17 protein-coding genes and 1 pseudogene are annotated in these 16,977 nt (G+C 59.4%); 17 read left to right on the top strand and 1 reads right to left on the bottom strand.

Going from position 1 to position 16,977, the window contains the following annotated elements; all coding sequences use genetic code 11:
* The first annotated feature begins 5 nt into the window (after positions 1-5).
* The 16 genes and pseudogenes from fliH to RHP74_RS22440 all read left to right on the top strand — a co-directional run bounded on the left by fliH (position 6) and on the right by RHP74_RS22440 (position 13,127).
* Positions 6-806 (top strand): flagellar assembly protein FliH, encoded by an 801-nt coding sequence (gene fliH / locus RHP74_RS22515; protein ID WP_010456958.1) that lies wholly within the window; start codon positions 6-8, stop codon positions 804-806.
* Positions 796-2,154 carry a flagellar protein export ATPase FliI gene (gene fliI, locus RHP74_RS22510; protein ID WP_077748627.1) on the top strand — a complete coding sequence of 453 codons (1,359 nt, stop codon included), beginning with the start codon at positions 796-798 and terminating at the stop codon, positions 2,152-2,154. The genes fliH and fliI overlap by 11 nt, the downstream gene beginning before the upstream one ends.
* Positions 2,155-2,160: 6 nt before the next feature.
* Complete coding sequence (gene fliJ, locus RHP74_RS22505; RefSeq protein WP_010456956.1) at positions 2,161-2,610, top strand: flagellar export protein FliJ; 450 nt, start codon at positions 2,161-2,163, stop codon at positions 2,608-2,610.
* A 210-nt stretch (positions 2,611-2,820) separates the two neighbouring features.
* A complete protein-coding gene (locus tag RHP74_RS22500) occupies positions 2,821-3,126 on the top strand; it encodes an STAS domain-containing protein (protein ID WP_010456955.1) in 306 nt (101 codons plus the stop codon).
* Positions 3,127-3,131: 5 nt separating this feature from the next.
* Complete coding sequence (locus RHP74_RS22495; protein WP_311096325.1) at positions 3,132-4,838, top strand: fused response regulator/phosphatase; 1,707 nt, start codon at positions 3,132-3,134, stop codon at positions 4,836-4,838.
* Positions 4,839-4,868: 30 nt separating this feature from the next.
* Positions 4,869-5,216 carry an Hpt domain-containing protein gene (locus RHP74_RS22490; RefSeq protein WP_010456953.1) on the top strand — a complete coding sequence of 116 codons (348 nt, stop codon included), beginning with the start codon at positions 4,869-4,871 and terminating at the stop codon, positions 5,214-5,216.
* 105 nt (positions 5,217-5,321) lie between these two features.
* On the top strand, positions 5,322-6,683 hold the full coding sequence (locus RHP74_RS22485; RefSeq protein WP_311096324.1) for a flagellar hook-length control protein FliK: 1,362 nt from the start codon (positions 5,322-5,324) through the stop codon (positions 6,681-6,683).
* Between the two features lie 210 nt (positions 6,684-6,893).
* Positions 6,894-7,391, top strand: coding sequence for a flagellar basal body-associated protein FliL (gene fliL, locus RHP74_RS22480; protein ID WP_311096323.1), 498 nt, complete (start codon positions 6,894-6,896; stop codon positions 7,389-7,391).
* A gap of 9 nt (positions 7,392-7,400) precedes the next feature.
* Positions 7,401-8,369 (top strand): flagellar motor switch protein FliM, encoded by a 969-nt coding sequence (gene fliM / locus RHP74_RS22475; RefSeq protein ID WP_010456950.1) that lies wholly within the window; start codon positions 7,401-7,403, stop codon positions 8,367-8,369.
* Positions 8,370-8,434: 65 nt separating this feature from the next.
* Entirely contained in the window at positions 8,435-8,893 is a 459-nt protein-coding gene (fliN, locus tag RHP74_RS22470; RefSeq protein WP_042933032.1) for a flagellar motor switch protein FliN, read from the top strand.
* Complete coding sequence (gene fliO / locus RHP74_RS22465) at positions 8,894-9,334, top strand: flagellar biosynthetic protein FliO (protein ID WP_311096322.1); 441 nt, start codon at positions 8,894-8,896, stop codon at positions 9,332-9,334.
* A pseudogene (fliP, locus tag RHP74_RS22460) lies at positions 9,334-10,091 on the top strand (flagellar type III secretion system pore protein FliP). Before fliO ends, fliP begins: the two are co-directional and overlap by 1 nt.
* The gene (fliQ, locus tag RHP74_RS22455; protein WP_010456946.1) at positions 10,088-10,357 is read left to right on the top strand and encodes a flagellar biosynthesis protein FliQ; all 270 of its coding nucleotides are present in this window, start codon (positions 10,088-10,090) and stop codon (positions 10,355-10,357) included. The pseudogene fliP and the gene fliQ overlap by 4 nt, the downstream one beginning before the upstream one ends.
* A gap of 3 nt (positions 10,358-10,360) precedes the next feature.
* On the top strand, positions 10,361-11,146 hold the full coding sequence (fliR, locus tag RHP74_RS22450) for a flagellar biosynthetic protein FliR (RefSeq protein ID WP_077748632.1): 786 nt from the start codon (positions 10,361-10,363) through the stop codon (positions 11,144-11,146).
* 3 nt (positions 11,147-11,149) lie between these two features.
* A complete protein-coding gene (gene flhB / locus RHP74_RS22445) occupies positions 11,150-12,289 on the top strand; it encodes a flagellar biosynthesis protein FlhB (RefSeq protein ID WP_083375988.1) in 1,140 nt (379 codons plus the stop codon).
* Between the two features lie 175 nt (positions 12,290-12,464).
* Positions 12,465-13,127, top strand: a complete 663-nt coding sequence (locus RHP74_RS22440; protein ID WP_311096321.1) for a hypothetical protein — start codon at positions 12,465-12,467, stop codon at positions 13,125-13,127.
* A 138-nt stretch (positions 13,128-13,265) separates the two neighbouring features.
* Here the strand turns inward: RHP74_RS22440 and RHP74_RS22435 are convergent, their stop codons facing one another.
* Positions 13,266-14,612 (bottom strand): YncE family protein, encoded by a 1,347-nt coding sequence (locus tag RHP74_RS22435; protein WP_311096320.1) that lies wholly within the window; start codon positions 14,610-14,612, stop codon positions 13,266-13,268.
* Between the two features lie 231 nt (positions 14,613-14,843).
* Between RHP74_RS22435 and flhA the strand changes: the two genes are divergently transcribed.
* On the top strand, positions 14,844-16,973 hold the full coding sequence (gene flhA / locus RHP74_RS22430; RefSeq protein WP_311096319.1) for a flagellar biosynthesis protein FlhA: 2,130 nt from the start codon (positions 14,844-14,846) through the stop codon (positions 16,971-16,973).
* Positions 16,974-16,977 lie beyond the last annotated feature (4 nt).

Below are 16,977 nucleotides of genomic sequence, written 5' to 3'. Positions count from 1 at the left end.
TCACTATGTCGTCCAAACATGATGAGTCCCAGACCGACCTGATCCGAGGCAAGGCCGTCGCCGGTTTCGATGTCTGGGCGTTGCCCAGTTTCGATCCGTTTGTGCCGGAGCCCGAGCCGGAACCCGAGCCCGAACCGCCGGAAATGGAAGAAGTGCCGCTGGATGAAGTCCAGCCACTGACCCTCGAAGAACTCGAAAGCATCCGTCAGGAGGCTTACAACGAAGGCTTCGCCATCGGCGAGAAAGAAGGCTTCCACAGCACCACGCTCAAGGTCCGTCAGGAAGCTGAAGCCGTCCTGGCGCCGAAGGTTGCCGGCCTGGAACAGCTGATGGCCAACCTGTTCGAGCCCATTGCCGAGCAGGACACCCAGATCGAGAAATCCCTGGTCGACCTCGTGCAGCACATCACCAAACAGGTGATTCAGCGCGAATTGGCCATCGACTCGACGCAAATCGAACACGTCATGCGCGAAGCCCTCAAGCTCTTGCCGCTGGGCGTGGGTAACGTGCGGCTGCACATCAATCCGCAGGACTTCGAACAGGTCAAAGCCCTGCGCGAGCGCCATGAAGAAACCTGGCGCATCGTCGAAGACGAATCCCTGCTGCCCGGCGGTTGCCGGGTCGAGACCGAACACAGTCGCATTGACGCCACCGTTGAAACCCGCGTCGCCCAAGTCATGGCCAAGCTGTTCGATCAGTTGCATGACCAGGCCTTGCACCCGGCCGCTCCGGATCTGAGCCTGGAACTGCCGGTCGACGAAAAACCTGCGGTCGAGCCGACGCTGGACGAACCTGATGCGCCTTGATCGCACCAGCTTCGCCAAACGCCTGGGCAGTTACGCCGAGGTCACTACGCTGGCGGGGGCGCCAATCCTCGAAGGCCGTCTGCTGCGCATGGTCGGCCTGACCCTCGAAGCCGAAGGTTTGCGCGCGGCAATGGGCAGCCGCTGCATGGTCATCAACGACGACAGTTATCAACCGGTGCAGGTCGAAGCCGAAGTCATGGGTTTCTCCGGCAGCAAGGTGTTCCTGATGCCGGTCGGCAGCGTCGCCGGCATTGCGCCCGGTGCCCGTGTGGTGCCTATGGCAGACACTGGCCGCTTGCCGATGGGCATGAGCATGCTCGGGCGGGTGCTGGACGGCGCCGGCCGTGCGCTGGATGGCAAGGGCGGCATGAAAGCCGAAGATTGGGTGCCGATGGACGGCCCGACCATTAACCCGCTCAAGCGTGAACCGATCAGTGAACCGCTCGATGTGGGCATTCGCACCATCAACGGTTTGTTGACGGTCGGTCGCGGTCAGCGTCTCGGTCTGTTTGCCGGTACCGGCGTCGGTAAATCCGTGCTGCTGGGCATGATGACCCGCTTTACCGAGGCCGACATTATCGTGGTCGGGCTGATCGGTGAGCGGGGTCGTGAAGTTAAAGAATTCATCGAGCACATTCTCGGTGAAGAAGGGCTCAAGCGTTCGGTGGTCGTCGCCTCGCCAGCGGACGATGCACCGCTGATGCGTCTGCGCGCCGCGATGTACTGCACGCGCATCGCCGAGTATTTCCGCGACAAGGGCAAGAACGTCCTGTTGCTCATGGACTCGCTGACCCGTTTCGCCCAGGCCCAGCGGGAAATCGCCCTGGCCATTGGCGAGCCGCCCGCGACCAAAGGCTATCCGCCGTCGGTGTTCGCCAAGTTGCCGAAACTGGTGGAGCGGGCCGGTAACGCCGAGAAGGGCGGCGGTTCGATCACTGCGTTCTACACCGTGTTGTCCGAAGGCGATGACCAGCAGGACCCGATTGCCGACTCGGCGCGAGGCGTGCTCGACGGGCACATCGTGCTGTCCCGGCGCCTGGCCGAAGAAGGTCATTACCCGGCCATCGATATCGAAGCCTCCATCAGCCGGGTCATGCCGTCGGTGGTCAGCCCCGAGCACATGGCCCGGGCGCAGATGTTCAAACAGTACTGGTCGCGCTATCAGCAGAGCCGCGACTTGATCAGCGTCGGTGCCTACGTGCCGGGCGGTGATCGTGAAACCGACGTCGCGATTTCCTTGCAGCCCGCCATGACCACTTATCTGCGTCAGGGCTTGAACGACAACATCGGCATGGGCGCCAGCGAAAACCACCTCGCCTCGATCTTCGCTCCGGCAGCGGGCGGCTAACCGGCCATGGCCCTGAGCCGCGCGGCACGCCTGGCACCCGTGGTGGAAATGGCCGAAAAGGCCGAAAAAACCGCGGTCATGCGCCTCGGGCACTTCCAGGGCCAGGTTCGTGTGGCGGAAAGCAAGCTCGCCGACCTCGAAAACTTCCGTCTCGAATACCAGGAACAATGGATTGTGCGCGGTAGCACTGGCGTTTCCGGCCAGTGGTTGCTTGGCTATCAGGGGTTTCTTGCGCAACTGGGCACCGCCATCGATCAGCAGCGCCAAAGCCTGAACTGGCACCAGAACAACCTGAACAAGGCGCGCGAGTCCTGGCAGCAGGCGTTTGCCCGGGTCGAAGGTTTGCGCAAACTTGTACAACGCTACATGGACGAGGCGCGCAAGCTCGAAGACAAGCGCGAGCAGAAGCTGCTGGACGAATTGTCCCAGCGGTTGCCGCGGCACGATCCGTATTGAATCAGTGGGATCGCGTTACCGTTCTTCGCGGGCAAACCACGCTCTACAGGTTTTGTGTCGTTTGCGAGTAATGTAGACGCATAACCCGTAGGAGCGAGGCTTGCCCGCGAAGGCGGTCTGACAGGCGTGACAACTTCCCGCCTTGCTCCCATCTCCGCCAAGTGCTAAACCTTGTACACGTACGTTTACCCATGACAAGGAAGCCGATAAATGTCAGTTGTTACAGATGTATCTCCGGATGGGAAAAAGCTGACGATTTCGATCGAAGGACGATTCGATTTTGGTCGGCATCAGGAGTTTCGCGAGTCTTACGAGAAACTCGAAAAAAAACCGGAATCTGTTGTGGTGGACTTAAGGAAGGCCACGTATCTCGATAGCTCGGCGCTGGGGATGCTGCTTCTGCTCCGTGATCACGCCGGTGGCGACAGTTCCGATATTCGCGTCGTTAACAGCAATTCAGATGTGCGCAAGATCCTCGCCATCTCCAATTTCGACAAGCTGTTCGACATCACTTGACCGCCATGCAGCCGTCGCTTGAAGCGCTGACCATCCTCATCGCCGAAGACAGCGCGGCCGATCGCATGCTGCTGTCGAGCATTGTCCGTCGTCAGGGCCACCAGGTATTGACGGCCGCCAACGGCGCCGAAGCCGTCGAAGCGTTTCGCCAGCAGCGGCCGCACCTGGTTCTGATGGACGCGATGATGCCGGTCATGGACGGTTTCGAAGCGGCCAGACAGATCAAGGCGCTGGCCGGGGAAACCCTGGTGCCGATCATCTTCCTGACCTCGCTGACCGAAAGCGAGGCCCTGGCCCGGTGTCTGGAGGCCGGTGGTGACGACTTTCTGGCAAAGCCCTACAACCAGGTGATCCTTGCCGCCAAGATCAAGGCCATGGATCGCTTGCGCCGATTGCAGGCCACGGTGCTGCAGCAGCGTGACCTGATCGCCAAACATCATGACTACTTGCTCAACGAGCAGCGGGTGGCCAAGGCCGTATTCGACAAGGTGGCGCATTCGGGCTGCCTGAGTGCGCCAAACATCCGCTACTTGCAATCACCTTATGCGCTGTTCAACGGCGATCTGCTGCTGGCGGCGTTCACCCCGGCCGGCGACATGCATGTGCTACTGGGTGATTTCACCGGTCACGGGCTGCCGGCCGCGGTGGGCGCGATGCCCTTGGCTGAAGTCTTCTATGGCATGACTGCCAAAGGGTATGGCCTGGCTGAAACCCTGCGTGAGATGAACGCCAAGCTCAAGCGCATTCTGCCGGTGGACATGTTCTGCTGCGCCACCTTGCTGTGCCTGAGCTTTCAGCGGCGCTCGGTGGAAGTCTGGAACGGCGGGATGCCGGACGGTTATCTGCACAACATCGTCAGCGGTGAGCGCACGCCGTTGACGGCCCGGCATTTGCCGTTGGGCATACTGAGCCCGCAAACCTTCAATGACCGCACCGAAGTGTTTCCGATGGCCGTTGGCGATCGGGTTTTCTTGCTGTCCGACGGGGTCATCGATACCTGCGATGCCAACGATCAGTTGTTCGGTGTAGAGCGCTTGCAGCAGGTGTTTGCGGCCAATCGTCAGCCAGACGCGCTGTTCGAGGACATCGAGCAGGCACTGCGAGATTTTCGTGGCGAGGCCCGCGATGATGTGAGCATGGTCGAGATCAGTCTGCTGGAGGCCGAGCAATTGAGCCCTCCGGCGCCGGTGTATTCCGACAGCGGCCAGTCGTGTCCGCTGGACTGGTCGGTGAGTTTCGAGTTTCGCGCCGCGACACTCAAACGTTTCAATCCGCTGCCGTACCTGTTGCAATTGTTGCTTGAGGTCCATGGTCTGCGGGCTCAGAGTGGGGCGCTCCACAGCGTGTTGGCAGAACTGTATTCCAACGCCCTTGAGCACGGCGTGCTGGGGCTGGATTCAAGCCTCAAGCGCGATGCTTCGGGTTTTGCGCGCTATTATCAAACGCGCAATGAGCGGCTGGAGGCGTTGCAGGACGGCTTTGTGCGGGTGCATTTGCAGATCGTGCCGACGGGCAAGGGCGGCAGCCTGATTGTACGGGTCGAAGACAGTGGCAAAGGTTTCGATGTGGCGCGGGTAATGGAGCGTCCCGTCGACGGTGGCCGTCTGTCGGGGCGCGGCGTCAGTCTGATCCGCCAATTGAGCCGTAGCGCGAGCTGGTCCGACGATGGTCGTAGTGCTCGCGTAGAGTTTTTCTGGGAGGCTCTGGCATAATTCACCCATTCTTGATCAAGGAGTGAGCAAGTGGCTGACACACATCTGGACCGTGCCGTGCTGAGCGCGTTGCAAGAGGTCATGGAGGGTGATTATCCGATGTTGCTGGATACCTTCATTGCCGATTCCGAAAAGCGCTTGTGCGTGTTGCGAGAGGCTGAAGATGCCGCGCAACTCATGAGCACCGCCCATAGTTTCAAGGGCAGCAGCAGCAATATGGGGGCCGTTCGTCTCGCTGAGCTGTGCAATGAGCTTGAGCAACGCGCCAAGCAAAAAAGCCTCGCCGGTATTGAAAAACTGGTCGGGGAAATCGACGGCGAATTCGCCATTGTCCGACCGCTGTATGAGGCGGAGCGACAGCGCTCTCTAGCGGACTGACGCAACCGTCCGGCGCTTTTAACCTTTGTCGAGCCGAACTGGCTCGACCTTTGCAATCAACTCACTCAACTGTACCTACGATCCCAGTGCAGCGGAGACCGTTTTATGCCCGTTACCCCCCATTCGCTTCTTCAGGCCGCCGCGACGGCCAAGACTCAAGTCGCCTCCGCCAATACCCCGGCGCTGGCCGCTGAGCCAGGGGGCAAGGCGTCCAGCTTCGCTGATGTTTACGCCGATCAAGCCCGGAACAAGCCTTATGTGGTCGCCGATAAAGCGGCTAAACCGGCTACCGAAAATGTCTCGAAAACCCACGGCAAACCGGATGTCAGCACTGACAAGCCTGCCGCCCCGGAACGGGCGGTTGCCGATAGCGGCAATTCCTTGCCCGCCGATAAACCGGCGCCGACCGATGACACAGCTGCCAGCGACAACCAACCCGAGACGGCTGAAACTCCGGTCGCCGATACGGCGCCTGTCGATCCGAGCCTCGACCCGGCCCTTGATCCTGCGTTGATGCAGGCAGTGCAGCCGTCGGTAACCGTACCGGCCGCGCAAACAGCAGCGCCAGTTGTCACGACCGCACAGCCGCAGGCTGAAGCGCCGGTTGCCGCGTCTGTGCCAGTGGAGACGGCCACTGACGGCGATTTTGATCCCGAAGCTGATCCGCTCGACGCATTGCCCGCCGTGCGCATGGCCATGGAGCAGAGCGGCCACGTATCCGCCAGCAGCCAGGCCCAGTCCAAAGCCACGGCTGCCCAGACCCAGGCTGACGGTGAGCTGACGGCGGCGCAGAACTTTGCAGCTGGCATGGCCAGCATGCTCGACGTGCAAGCCGACAAGGACAGCACCAGTCAGGGTGGCGAGAAAGCCTTCAGCGGTCTGATTGATAGCGGCCTCAAGGATTTGACGTCCGCCAGCAGCGATACCCGTGTCGATGACTTCGCCAACCGTCTGGCGGCACTGACCCAGGCGGCCACCCCAAAAACCGCCAATGCCTTGCCGGTCAACCAACCGATCGCCATGCATCAGAGCGGCTGGACCGAGGAAGTGGTCAACCGCGTCATGTACCTTTCCAGCGCCAACCTCAAGGCGGCCGACATCCAGTTGCAACCGGCTGAACTGGGGCGTCTCGATATCCGGGTGAACATGGTTCCCGACCAGCAGACCCAGGTTACCTTCATGAGCGCCCATCCAAGCGTTCGTGAAGCGCTGGACAGTCAGATGCAACGCCTGCGTGACATGTTCGCGCAACAGGGCATGGGCCAGGTCGACGTCAATGTGTCCGACCAGTCTCGTGGCTGGCAAGGCCAGGGCCAGGATCAGGCTCAGCAGGGGCAGGGCGGTCGGACCAGCGCCAATGGAGGTCGTCTTGACTCCATGGATGAAGAGGTCGCAACCGCCGTCGCCGAAGTGGCGGCAACCGCTACCAGCGTGATCGGCTCCAGCGCGGTCGACTACTACGCCTGATCACACCTCTCCTGTAGGAGCGAGGCTTGTCCGCGAAGAACAATAACGCGGTATGGCTGATAAACCGCGGCGCCTGTTTCGCGGGCAAGCCTCGCTTCTACAATTGATTGCCTTTCGCTGTCTCCCATACCTCCTCGACACTTCTGGCATAACACTTGCTCTTGCCTTGCCGTGCGACTGTGAAAACCCGAATAGTGACGGATTATTGGCATGGCGAAGAGCGACGCAGTAGTAAAAGAACCCGCAACCAAAGGCAAGGTCAAGCTGATCATTGCGATCGTGGTGGCCCTGTTGCTGGCGGTCGGCATGTCCGTGGGGGCGACCTGGTTCTTCATGCACAGTGCCCAGAGCAAGCCTGTCGCCGCCGAAACCGCTGTGGTCGGCAAGCAGCCAGCGATTTTCGAGCCCATGGCCCCGGCTTTCGTGGCCAACTACAACGTGAGCGGTCGCCAGCGCTACATGCAGGTGAGCATCACCCTGCAAGGCCGCAATCAGGTTGATCTGGAAGCGCTCAAAGTGCACATGCCGGTGATCCGCAACAACCTGGTCATGCTGTTCTCCGGCCAGGACTTCGCCACGCTGGCGACCCCGGTTGGCCAGGAGATGTTGCGTCAGAAGGCCACGGCCAGCGTCCAGGAAGTGGCGCAGAAAGAACTCGGCAAAGTGGTTATCGAACAGCTGCTTTTTACTAATTTCGTACTGCAGTAGGAACACGACATGGCCGTGCAGGACCTGCTGTCCCAGGATGAGATCGATGCGCTGTTGCATGGCGTCGACGATGGTCTGGTACAGACCGATAACGCTGCCGAACCCGGCAGCGTCAAAAGCTACGACCTGACCAGCCAGGATCGCATCGTCCGTGGACGCATGCCGACCCTGGAAATGATCAACGAGCGATTCGCCCGCTACACCCGCATCAGCATGTTCAACATGCTGCGCCGCTCGGCGGACGTTGCCGTCGGTGGTGTGCAGGTGATGAAGTTCGGCGAATACGTGCACTCGCTGTACGTGCCGACCAGCCTCAACCTGGTCAAGATCAAGCCGTTGCGCGGCACCGCGCTGTTCATCCTCGACGCCAAACTGGTGTTCAAGCTGGTGGACAACTTCTTCGGCGGCGACGGCCGTCACGCGAAGATCGAAGGGCGTGAATTCACCCCCACCGAGCTGCGTGTGGTGCGCATGGTGCTGGAGCAGGCCTTCGTCGATTTGAAGGAAGCCTGGCAGGCGATCATGGAAGTGAACTTCGAGTACATCAACTCGGAAGTGAACCCGGCCATGGCCAATATCGTCGGCCCGAGCGAAGCGGTGGTGGTGTCCACTTTCCACATCGAACTCGATGGGGGTGGCGGCGACCTGCACGTGACCATGCCGTACTCGATGATCGAGCCTGTGCGCGAAATGCTCGACGCCGGCTTCCAGTCGGATCTGGACGATCAGGACGAGCGCTGGGTCAACGCCCTGCGCCAGGACGTGCTGGACGTCGACGTGCCGATCGGTGCCACGGTTGCCCGTCGCCAGTTGCGTTTGCGCGACATCCTGCACATGCAGCCGGGTGACGTGATCCCGGTCGAGATGCCGGAAGAGATGATCATGCGCGCCAACGGCGTGCCGGCCTTCAAGGTCAAGATGGGCTCGCATAAAGGCAACCTCGCGTTGCAGGTGATCGAGCCGATCGAGCGCCGCTGATTGGCGCTCCAACCCCCTATTAATTGGCTGCTCTTGATTGAGCAGTTGCCCGCCGAGGACAAATGATGAACGACGATATGAACGCCCAGGACGACCAGGCACTGGCTGACGAATGGGCTGCCGCCCTGGAAGAAACCGGTGATGCCGGCCAGGCCGATATCGACGCGTTGCTGGCCGCTGACGTCGGCAGCTCGTCGTCTAACCGTCTGCCGATGGAAGAGTTCGGCAGCGTGCCGAAGAACCACGACCCGGTCACCCTGGACGGTCCGAACCTCGACGTGATCCTCGACATTCCGGTGTCGATTTCCATGGAAGTGGGCAGCACCGACATCAACATCCGCAACCTGCTGCAACTCAACCAGGGGTCGGTGATCGAGCTGGACCGACTGGCCGGTGAGCCGCTGGACGTGCTGGTCAACGGCACCCTGATCGCCCACGGCGAAGTGGTTGTGGTCAACGAGAAGTTTGGCATCCGCCTGACCGACGTGATCAGCCCAAGCGAACGTATCAAGAAGCTGCGCTAAGTGAAGAGGGTACTCGGGTTTTTATTGGTGTTGCCGTTCAGCGTTCTGGCCGCCGAGCCGGTTGCGACGGCGGCGGCCGCGCCGGCAGTCAGTAGCGGTGTGGCCGGGCAACTGACGCAGTTGGTGTTCGGCTTGCTGTTGGTGCTGGGGTTGATCTTCTTCCTCGCCTGGCTGCTGCGCCGGGTCCAGCAGGCCGGGCCGACCGGTAAGGGGCAGGTGATCGAGATTGTCGGTTCCCGTGCCTTGGGCCCCCGCGACCGTTTGATGCTGGTGCAAGTCGGCAATGAGCAGATCTTGCTTGGCCTGAGCCCCGGCACGATCACTGCACTGCATGTGCTTAAAGAGCCGATTGAAGTGCCGACCACCACCGAGAAAGCGACCCCGGAGTTTGCCCAGCATCTGTTGAAGATACTCGGCAAGGATCAGAAGGATAAGAAGTAATGGGTGCGTTACGCATCGTCTTGACGCTGGCCCTGATGCTGGTCGCGCCGCTGGCGTTCGCCGCCGATCCGTTGTCGATCCCGGCGATCACCCTGGGTACCAACGCCAATGGCGCTCAGGAATACTCGGTCAGCCTGCAAATTTTGCTGATCATGACCGCGCTGAGTTTCATCCCGGCGTTCGTCATGCTGATGACCAGTTTCACCCGGATCATCATTGTGTTCTCGATCCTGCGTCAGGCCCTGGGCCTGCAGCAGACGCCGTCGAACCAGATCCTCACCGGCATGGCGCTGTTCCTGACCCTGTTTATCATGGCACCGGTGTTTGACCGGGTGAATCAGGACGCCTTGCAACCGTACCTGGCGGAGAAACTCACCGCTCAGGATGCCGTGGCCAAGGCTCAGGTGCCGATCAAGGACTTCATGCTGGCGCAGACGCGCAGCAGCGATCTCGAGCTGTTCATGCGCCTGTCCAAACGCACCGACATCGCTTCGCCGGATCAGGCACCGCTGACCATTCTGGTGCCGGCCTTCGTCACCTCCGAGCTTAAAACCGCGTTCCAGATCGGCTTCATGATCTTCATTCCGTTCCTATCATCGACCTGGTCGTGGCCAGTGTGCTGATGGCCATGGGTATGATGATGCTCTCGCCGCTGATCATTTCCCTGCCGTTCAAGATCATGCTGTTCGTGCTGGTGGATGGCTGGGCGTTGATCATCGGCACCCTGGCAAGCAGCTTCGGCGGTGTGTCGCCATGACGCCGGAAGTGGCGGTAGACATTTTTCGCGAAGCGCTGTGGCTGACCACCATGATGGTGGCTGTGCTGGTGATTCCGAGTCTGCTGGTGGGCCTGCTGGTGGCAATGTTCCAGGCCGCCACGCAGATCAACGAACAAACCCTGAGCTTCCTGCCGCGCTTGCTGGTCATGCTGGTCACGCTGATCGTCGCCGGCCCGTGGCTGGTGCAGACGTTCATGGAATACATCCTGCAGCTGTACGGCAATATTCCTCAGGTCATCGGCTAAACCATGCCGTCGCTGCTGCAGCTGACCGATACCCAGATCAGTACCTGGGTGGCGACGTTCATGTTGCCGCTGTTTCGCATCGGCGCCTTGCTGATGGTCATGCCGGTGTTCGGCACAACCCTGGTGCCCACTCGCGTGCGCCTGTATTTCGCCCTGGCGATCACGGTGGTGATTGCGCCGGGCCTTCCGCCGATGCCGCCGATCAATGCGCTGGATCTGAGTGCGCTGCTGCTGATCGCCGAGCAGATCCTCATCGGTGCGTTGCTGGGTTTCTCCTTGCAGCTGTTCTTCCAGGCGTTCGTGGTGGCGGGGCAGATCGTCTCCATTCAGATGGGCATGGGCTTCGCGTCGATGATCGACCCCACCAACGGCGTCTCGGTGGCGGTGATCGGGCAGTTCTTCACCATGCTGGTGACGCTGTTGTTCCTGTCCATGAATGGCCATCTGGTGGTCTTCGAAGTCCTGACCGAAAGCTTCACCACGATGCCGGTGGGCAGTGGCTTGATGGTCAATCATTTCTGGGAGCTGGCCGGTAAGCTGGGCTGGGTTCTGGGTGCTGCACTGTTGCTGGTACTGCCGGCGATCACCGCGTTGCTGGTGGTCAACATTGCGTTCGGCGTGATGACCCGGGCCGCGCCGCAACTGAACATTTTTTCCATCGGTTTCCCGCTGACCCTGGTGCTCGGGCTGTTCATCGTCTGGGTCGGGTTGGCGGACATCATCAATCAGTATCAACCGCTGGCCTCCGAGGCCTTGCAGTTGTTACGCGAACTGGCACGGGCGCGCTGAGTCATGGCTGAGAGCGAAAGCGGTCAGGACAAAACAGAAGACCCCACGGAGAAACGTAAAAAGGACTCCCGGGAAAAGGGCGAGATTGCGCGCTCCAAGGAGCTCAACACCCTGGCTGTCATGCTCGCCGGCGCTGGCGGGCTGCTGATTTTCGGTGGAGCCCTGGCGCAGGACATGATGGAGCTGATGCGCATGAACTTCACGCTGTCGCGGGAAGTGATTCTGGATCAGCGCAACATGGGCGCCTTCCTGCTGCACTCGGGGCAGATCGCCCTGCTGGCGATTCAGCCGGTGATGATCACCTTGTTGCTGGCCGCGTTGATCGGCCCGATCTCCCTGGGTGGCTGGCTGTTCGCGGCAGGCTCCCTGGCACCGAAATTCAGTCGCATGAACCCCGGTGCGGGGCTCAAGCGAATGTTCTCGGCCAAGGCGCTGGTCGAACTGCTCAAGGCCCTGGCGAAGTTTTTCATTGTGCTGTTCGTGGCGCTGGCGGTGTTGTCTGCCGACATCGACGATCTGATGCGCATTGCTCATGAGCCGTTGGACATGGCGATCATTCACAGCCTGCAAGTGGTCGGCTGGAGCACTTTGTGGATGGCTTGCGGGCTGATCATCATCGCTGCCGTCGACGTGCCGGTGCAGCTGTGGGAAAGCCACAAGAAACTGCTGATGACCAAGCAGGAAGTGCGTGACGAACACAAGGATCAGGAAGGGCGGCCGGAGGTCAAACAGCGCATTCGCCAGTTGCAGCGCGAGATGTCGCAGCGGCGGATGATGGCGGCCATCCCTGAGGCCGACGTGGTGATTACCAACCCGACTCACTACGCCGTCGCCCTCAAGTACGATCCCGACAAGGGCAGCGCGCCGGTGCTGCTGGCCAAGGGCAGTGACTTTCTGGCCTTGAAAATTCGTGAAATCGCCGTGGCCAACAATGTGCTGCTGCTCGAATCGCCGGCCCTGGCGCGTTCGATCTACTACTCCACGGAACTGGAGCAGGAAATCCCTGGTGGGTTGTACCTGGCGGTCGCACAGGTGCTGGCCTACGTTTACCAGATCCGCCAGTACCGCGCGGGCAAGGGCAAGCGCCCGGATCCGCTCAAGGACAACTTGCCGATCCCACCGGATCTGCGCCGCGATTCCTGATCCCGTTCATCTGAAAACTCTGAAACCCTGTTAGCTCTGACAGTAGACGATCAGCACCCTGTTGCGCTGTCATACCCGTGGGAATTCTCCCGATCAACGTCCTTGCAGTGGTGTTCTGATCATTCGGCTGGAGCGCCAAGGATTGGTGTTTGCGTCTGTCCTAGAGGGAATAATCATGACCGAGCGTCTCTATCGAAAACTGCAGGGTATGGAGTTGAAGTTTGTTTCGGGTGTTCTGAAGGATAAGCCGACAGAAAGCGCTATCGGTTATTCGGTCACATTCAGAATGTCGCTGGATTTCGCGTGTTTTGTGCAGATGGCCAATGCTCATATACCTGGATATTTAAACTTTCCAAAAAATGCCATCAGGCCCTCGTTGGAAGGGTTCGCCAGCCATGACAGCTTCAACTATTTAGAAGATTCGGCCGGAAAAATCGGTAGCACAGAGGCGTTGTGCCGCCTTTTTACTGATCCAGAAAACTACAACGATCAGTGGTCCGCCGGGGTCTTGCAGCGACGCCCTCACAAACCTGAATTCTCATTTGTCGATGGGCAACTGCAAGTGGTCGCCACAGTAGATTATCGCCATTCGAAAAAACGCCCGATTCTGGTGAGTGATTTGCCGGTCATTAAATTTCAATGGGCATTAGACCTGTTGCAGGGGCACAACATGGCGGGTGATCCCCTCGCGCCGGGGACAGTCGTCATACTTGGCTATGCCTGGGAGGAGTTGGTGGAGGCGGAGGGATTGCAGATGAATAAAGGTACACGGTACATGGTTGGCAGAACGCTTGATTTTGGTGCCATCCGTGAGGCGCAGATTCTGACGGCGGGATGATTGAGCGCTGGTGTGTGATGTTTTTGTGCCTGACTCCGCTGACGTGAGCCCTTCTGTTCCGAACCTCCCTGCGCAAAAGTTGCGAAGGGAGACCTGCAGTTGGAAAACTGCAGGTGAGTAGGCTTTTAGCCTGGGATTCTAATAGAAATAAAGCACAAAGATGCCGTTGTCAGGCCGCGCAAGCACCTCTCTCAGGTTGTTCTTTCCTGTATCGATTTTCTGGATAACCACCAGGCTTACAGCATCCAGAACCCAGATGAACGCGGAGGTAAAGGTAACGACATAGAGGTGCTTACCGTCGGCGCTCAGCGACACATGTCTCGGCGATTTTTCGCTCCGGGCAACATTGATGATTTTGTTGGTAGCCGTATCAATTACCGCAATTTCGCTAGCACTGATATCGGCCACATAAAGGCGAGTACTGTCGTGGTTCATGGCCATCGAGTAGGCAGATCCAGTGATCGGTATTCTTGCGACAGTTTTCAATTTTTCAGTGTCAATGACGTCAATAGCGGTTGGATCGGAGTCCGACTCCGCGTCGCCCCCGTGGGCAAGGTACACACGCGTACCGCTGGAATTGATAGCGAGGCCAAAAGGCCACGGATTGATCGGCATCGACAGGACAACGGACTGAGTGCTTGTATCGACTGCTTTCAAGTACCCGTTGATGCCCTGAGTGCTACAGGCATAGAGACGTTCGCCGCTTGAACTCACCACCATGTAAGGTGAGCCGGATTCGAGGTCGGCGCCTTTCTTGATGTCGTGAGTTTTAGTGTCGATCTCCCAAATGTAATTCGAGTAACGACTGTTGACGTAAGCATCGTCACCGTTCGGGCTTAGGCCACCTAACGTTTCGCCTCCCGTTTCAGGTGAGTAGCTGTGAACGATTGTCTGAGTACGGGTATCCATTGCGCGGACATAACTGACGCTGCCATCCGGGGATTGAACGAAATACAGCCGTGAAGCATCCCGGTTGAGGGTGAGGCCGTGGATGCCCTGGACCATCTGTATATTGTCGTTCGCCCGCGTCGCCAGGGGGGCAGCGTGCGGGTAGCTTATCTGGATCTGCGCAAATGGGCCGTGGTGACGGGAGGGCGCCTTTTCCAGGCGCAGGTCTGTCAGAGACCTGAGTGCAACGTGAATCTCTGCGCGTTGCTCGCATGTTTGAAATGGTTGGTTGTTGATTTTTACTCGATAGCTCAGTTCATGTCGGCCATCGGTGAGGTCCTCGGGCTTCACATGGATCGTCAAAGGCGATCCGGCATCCGCTGTTGTGATGATGTGTCGAGCAATGACTTTGTCGTCGAGCAGTAGCTCCAGTTCGTTGTCTGGCGCTAAGCACGGGTCGGCAATGGTTACGTTCACCCCATTGTAGGGAAAGTAGTCTTCGCGGGAGGCAAGCCTGATTCCGGTGGCTTTCCAGTCGAGAGTGTCGAGATTAACTTTCACCGACGGCGCAGTCAGCGGCGTGCGTGTGCTGTTCATGGGGCAATTCCTGTCGCTGCGATGGGGCTTTCATTGAAGGTCAATGCGCGGCACACGGCTACTGTCAGAACTAACAGGTACGAATGCTTTTTGGATCAGTGGTCACAAAGGATGCGCCTGCAATCCACTACGTATTCCCCGCTCCGGCAAAAGTTGGAAGGCTTCTTGCAGTAGCCGCTCTGCGCCTGCTTCAGGCGTCAAAAGTTTGCTTTAAAGGAACGGGGAAAACCGGTGGATCGCTCTCAGTTACTCAACACTGCACGCACAAACGTTGCCGACTTAAGTCGGGGCAACCTGGGTGTGCCGTTGTTGCTGCTGGTCATGTTGGCAATGATGATGTTGCCGATCCCGCCGTTCCTGCTGGACGTGTTTTTCACGTTCAACATCGCGTTGTCGATTGTCGTCTTGCTGGTTTGCGTCTACGCCTTGCGGCCGCTGGATTTCGCGGTGTTCCCAACCATTCTGCTTGTGGCAACGTTGTTGCGACTGGCGCTGAACGTGGCCTCCACCCGAGTGGTGATGCTCCACGGACAGGACGGTCACGCTTCCGCCGGTAAGGTGATCCAGGCCTTCGGCGAGGTGGTGATCGGCGGTAACTACGTGGTCGGTATCGTAGTTTTCGCGATCTTGATGATCATCAACTTCGTCGTGGTGACCAAGGGCGCCGGGCGGATTTCCGAGGTGAGCGCACGTTTCACCCTCGATGCGATGCCCGGCAAACAAATGGCAATCGACGCCGACTTGAACGCCGGCCTGATCGACCAGAACCAGGCCAAACTGCGCCGGATGGAAGTCGCCCAGGAAGCCGAGTTCTACGGTTCGATGGACGGTGCCAGCAAATTCGTGCGCGGTGACGCCATCGCCGGCCTGCTGATTCTGTTCATCAACCTGATCGGCGGCGTGGCGGTCGGTATCTTCCAGCACGGCATGACCTTTGGTGATGCCGGCCGGGTTTACGCCTTGTTGACCATCGGTGACGGTTTGGTGGCGCAATTGCCATCACTGCTGTTGTCGACAGCGGCGGCAATCATGGTGACCCGTGCTTCCGGTTCGGAAGACATGGGCAAACAGATCAATCGCCAGATGTTCGCCTCGCCGAAAGCGTTGGCCGTGGCGGCGGGTTTGATGGCAGTGATGGGCCTGGTGCCCGGCATGCCGCACTTCTCCTTTCTCAGCATGGCGGCCTTGGCTGCTGGCGGCGCGTACCTGTTCTGGAAGAAGCAGAACGTGGTCAAGGTTCAGGCCCTGCAAGAGGTCAAGCGTCAACAGGAGCTGCTGCCATCGCCGGCTCGCGCGATGGAAACCAAGGAGCTGGGTTGGGACGACGTGACGCCGATCGACATGATCGGGCTGGAAGTCGGCTATCGCCTGATTCCGCTGGTGGATCGCAATCAGGGTGGTCAGTTGTTGGCGCGGATCAAGGGCGTGCGCAAGAAGCTGTCCCAGGACCTGGGCTTCCTGATGCCGACTGTGCACATTCGTGACAACCTCGACCTGGCCCCGAGTGCTTACCGCCTGACCCTGATGGGCGTGATCCTGGCAGAAGCCGAGATTTACCCGGATCGCGAACTGGCGATCAACCCGGGGCAGGTCTACGGCACGCTCAACGGCATAACCGCCAAAGATCCGGCTTTTGGCCTGGAAGCGGTCTGGATCGAAATCAGCCAGCGTGCCCAGGCGCAATCGCTGGGTTACACCGTGGTGGACGCCAGTACGGTCGTGGCGACGCACTTGAACCAGATTCTGTACAAACACTCCAGCGAACTGATCGGTCACGAAGAAGTCCAGCAACTCATGCAATTGCTGGCCAAAAGCTCGCCGAAGCTGGCCGAAGAGCTGGTGCCGGGTGTGGTCTCGCTGTCGCAGTTGCTCAAGGTGCTTCAAGCGTTGTTGGCCGAACAGGTGCCGGTGCGGGACATTCGCAGCATCGCCGAGGCCATCGCCAACAATGCTGCCAAGAGTCAAGATACTGCCGCTTTGGTGGCCGCGGTGCGCGTCGGCGTATCCCGCGCAATCGTCCAAAGCATTGTAGGGACTGACTCCGAGCTACCAGTTATCACGCTGGAGCCAAGGTTGGAACAGATATTGCTCAATAGTCTTCAGAAGGCAGGACAAGGCTCGGAAGAGGGTGTTCTGCTGGAGCCAAGCATGGCTGAGAAACTGCAACGTTCGTTGATCGATGCGGCGCAGCGTCAGGAAATGCAAGGTCAGCCGGTGATTCTGCTGGTAGCCGGTCCGGTTCGCGCGATGCTGTCGCGATTCGGCCGACTGGCAGTGCCGGGTTTGCATGTGTTGGCTTACCAGGAAATTCCTGACAACAAGCAAGTGACCATCGTTGCGACAGTAGGGCCCAACGGCTGAGGTA

It is taken from the genome of Pseudomonas sp. SG20052, assembly GCF_031766055.1.
Lineage (GTDB): Bacteria > Pseudomonadota > Gammaproteobacteria > Pseudomonadales > Pseudomonadaceae > Aquipseudomonas > Aquipseudomonas mandelii.
Note: the sequence above shows the minus strand (reverse complement) of the source record. Positions and strands in the feature narration are given on the sequence as shown.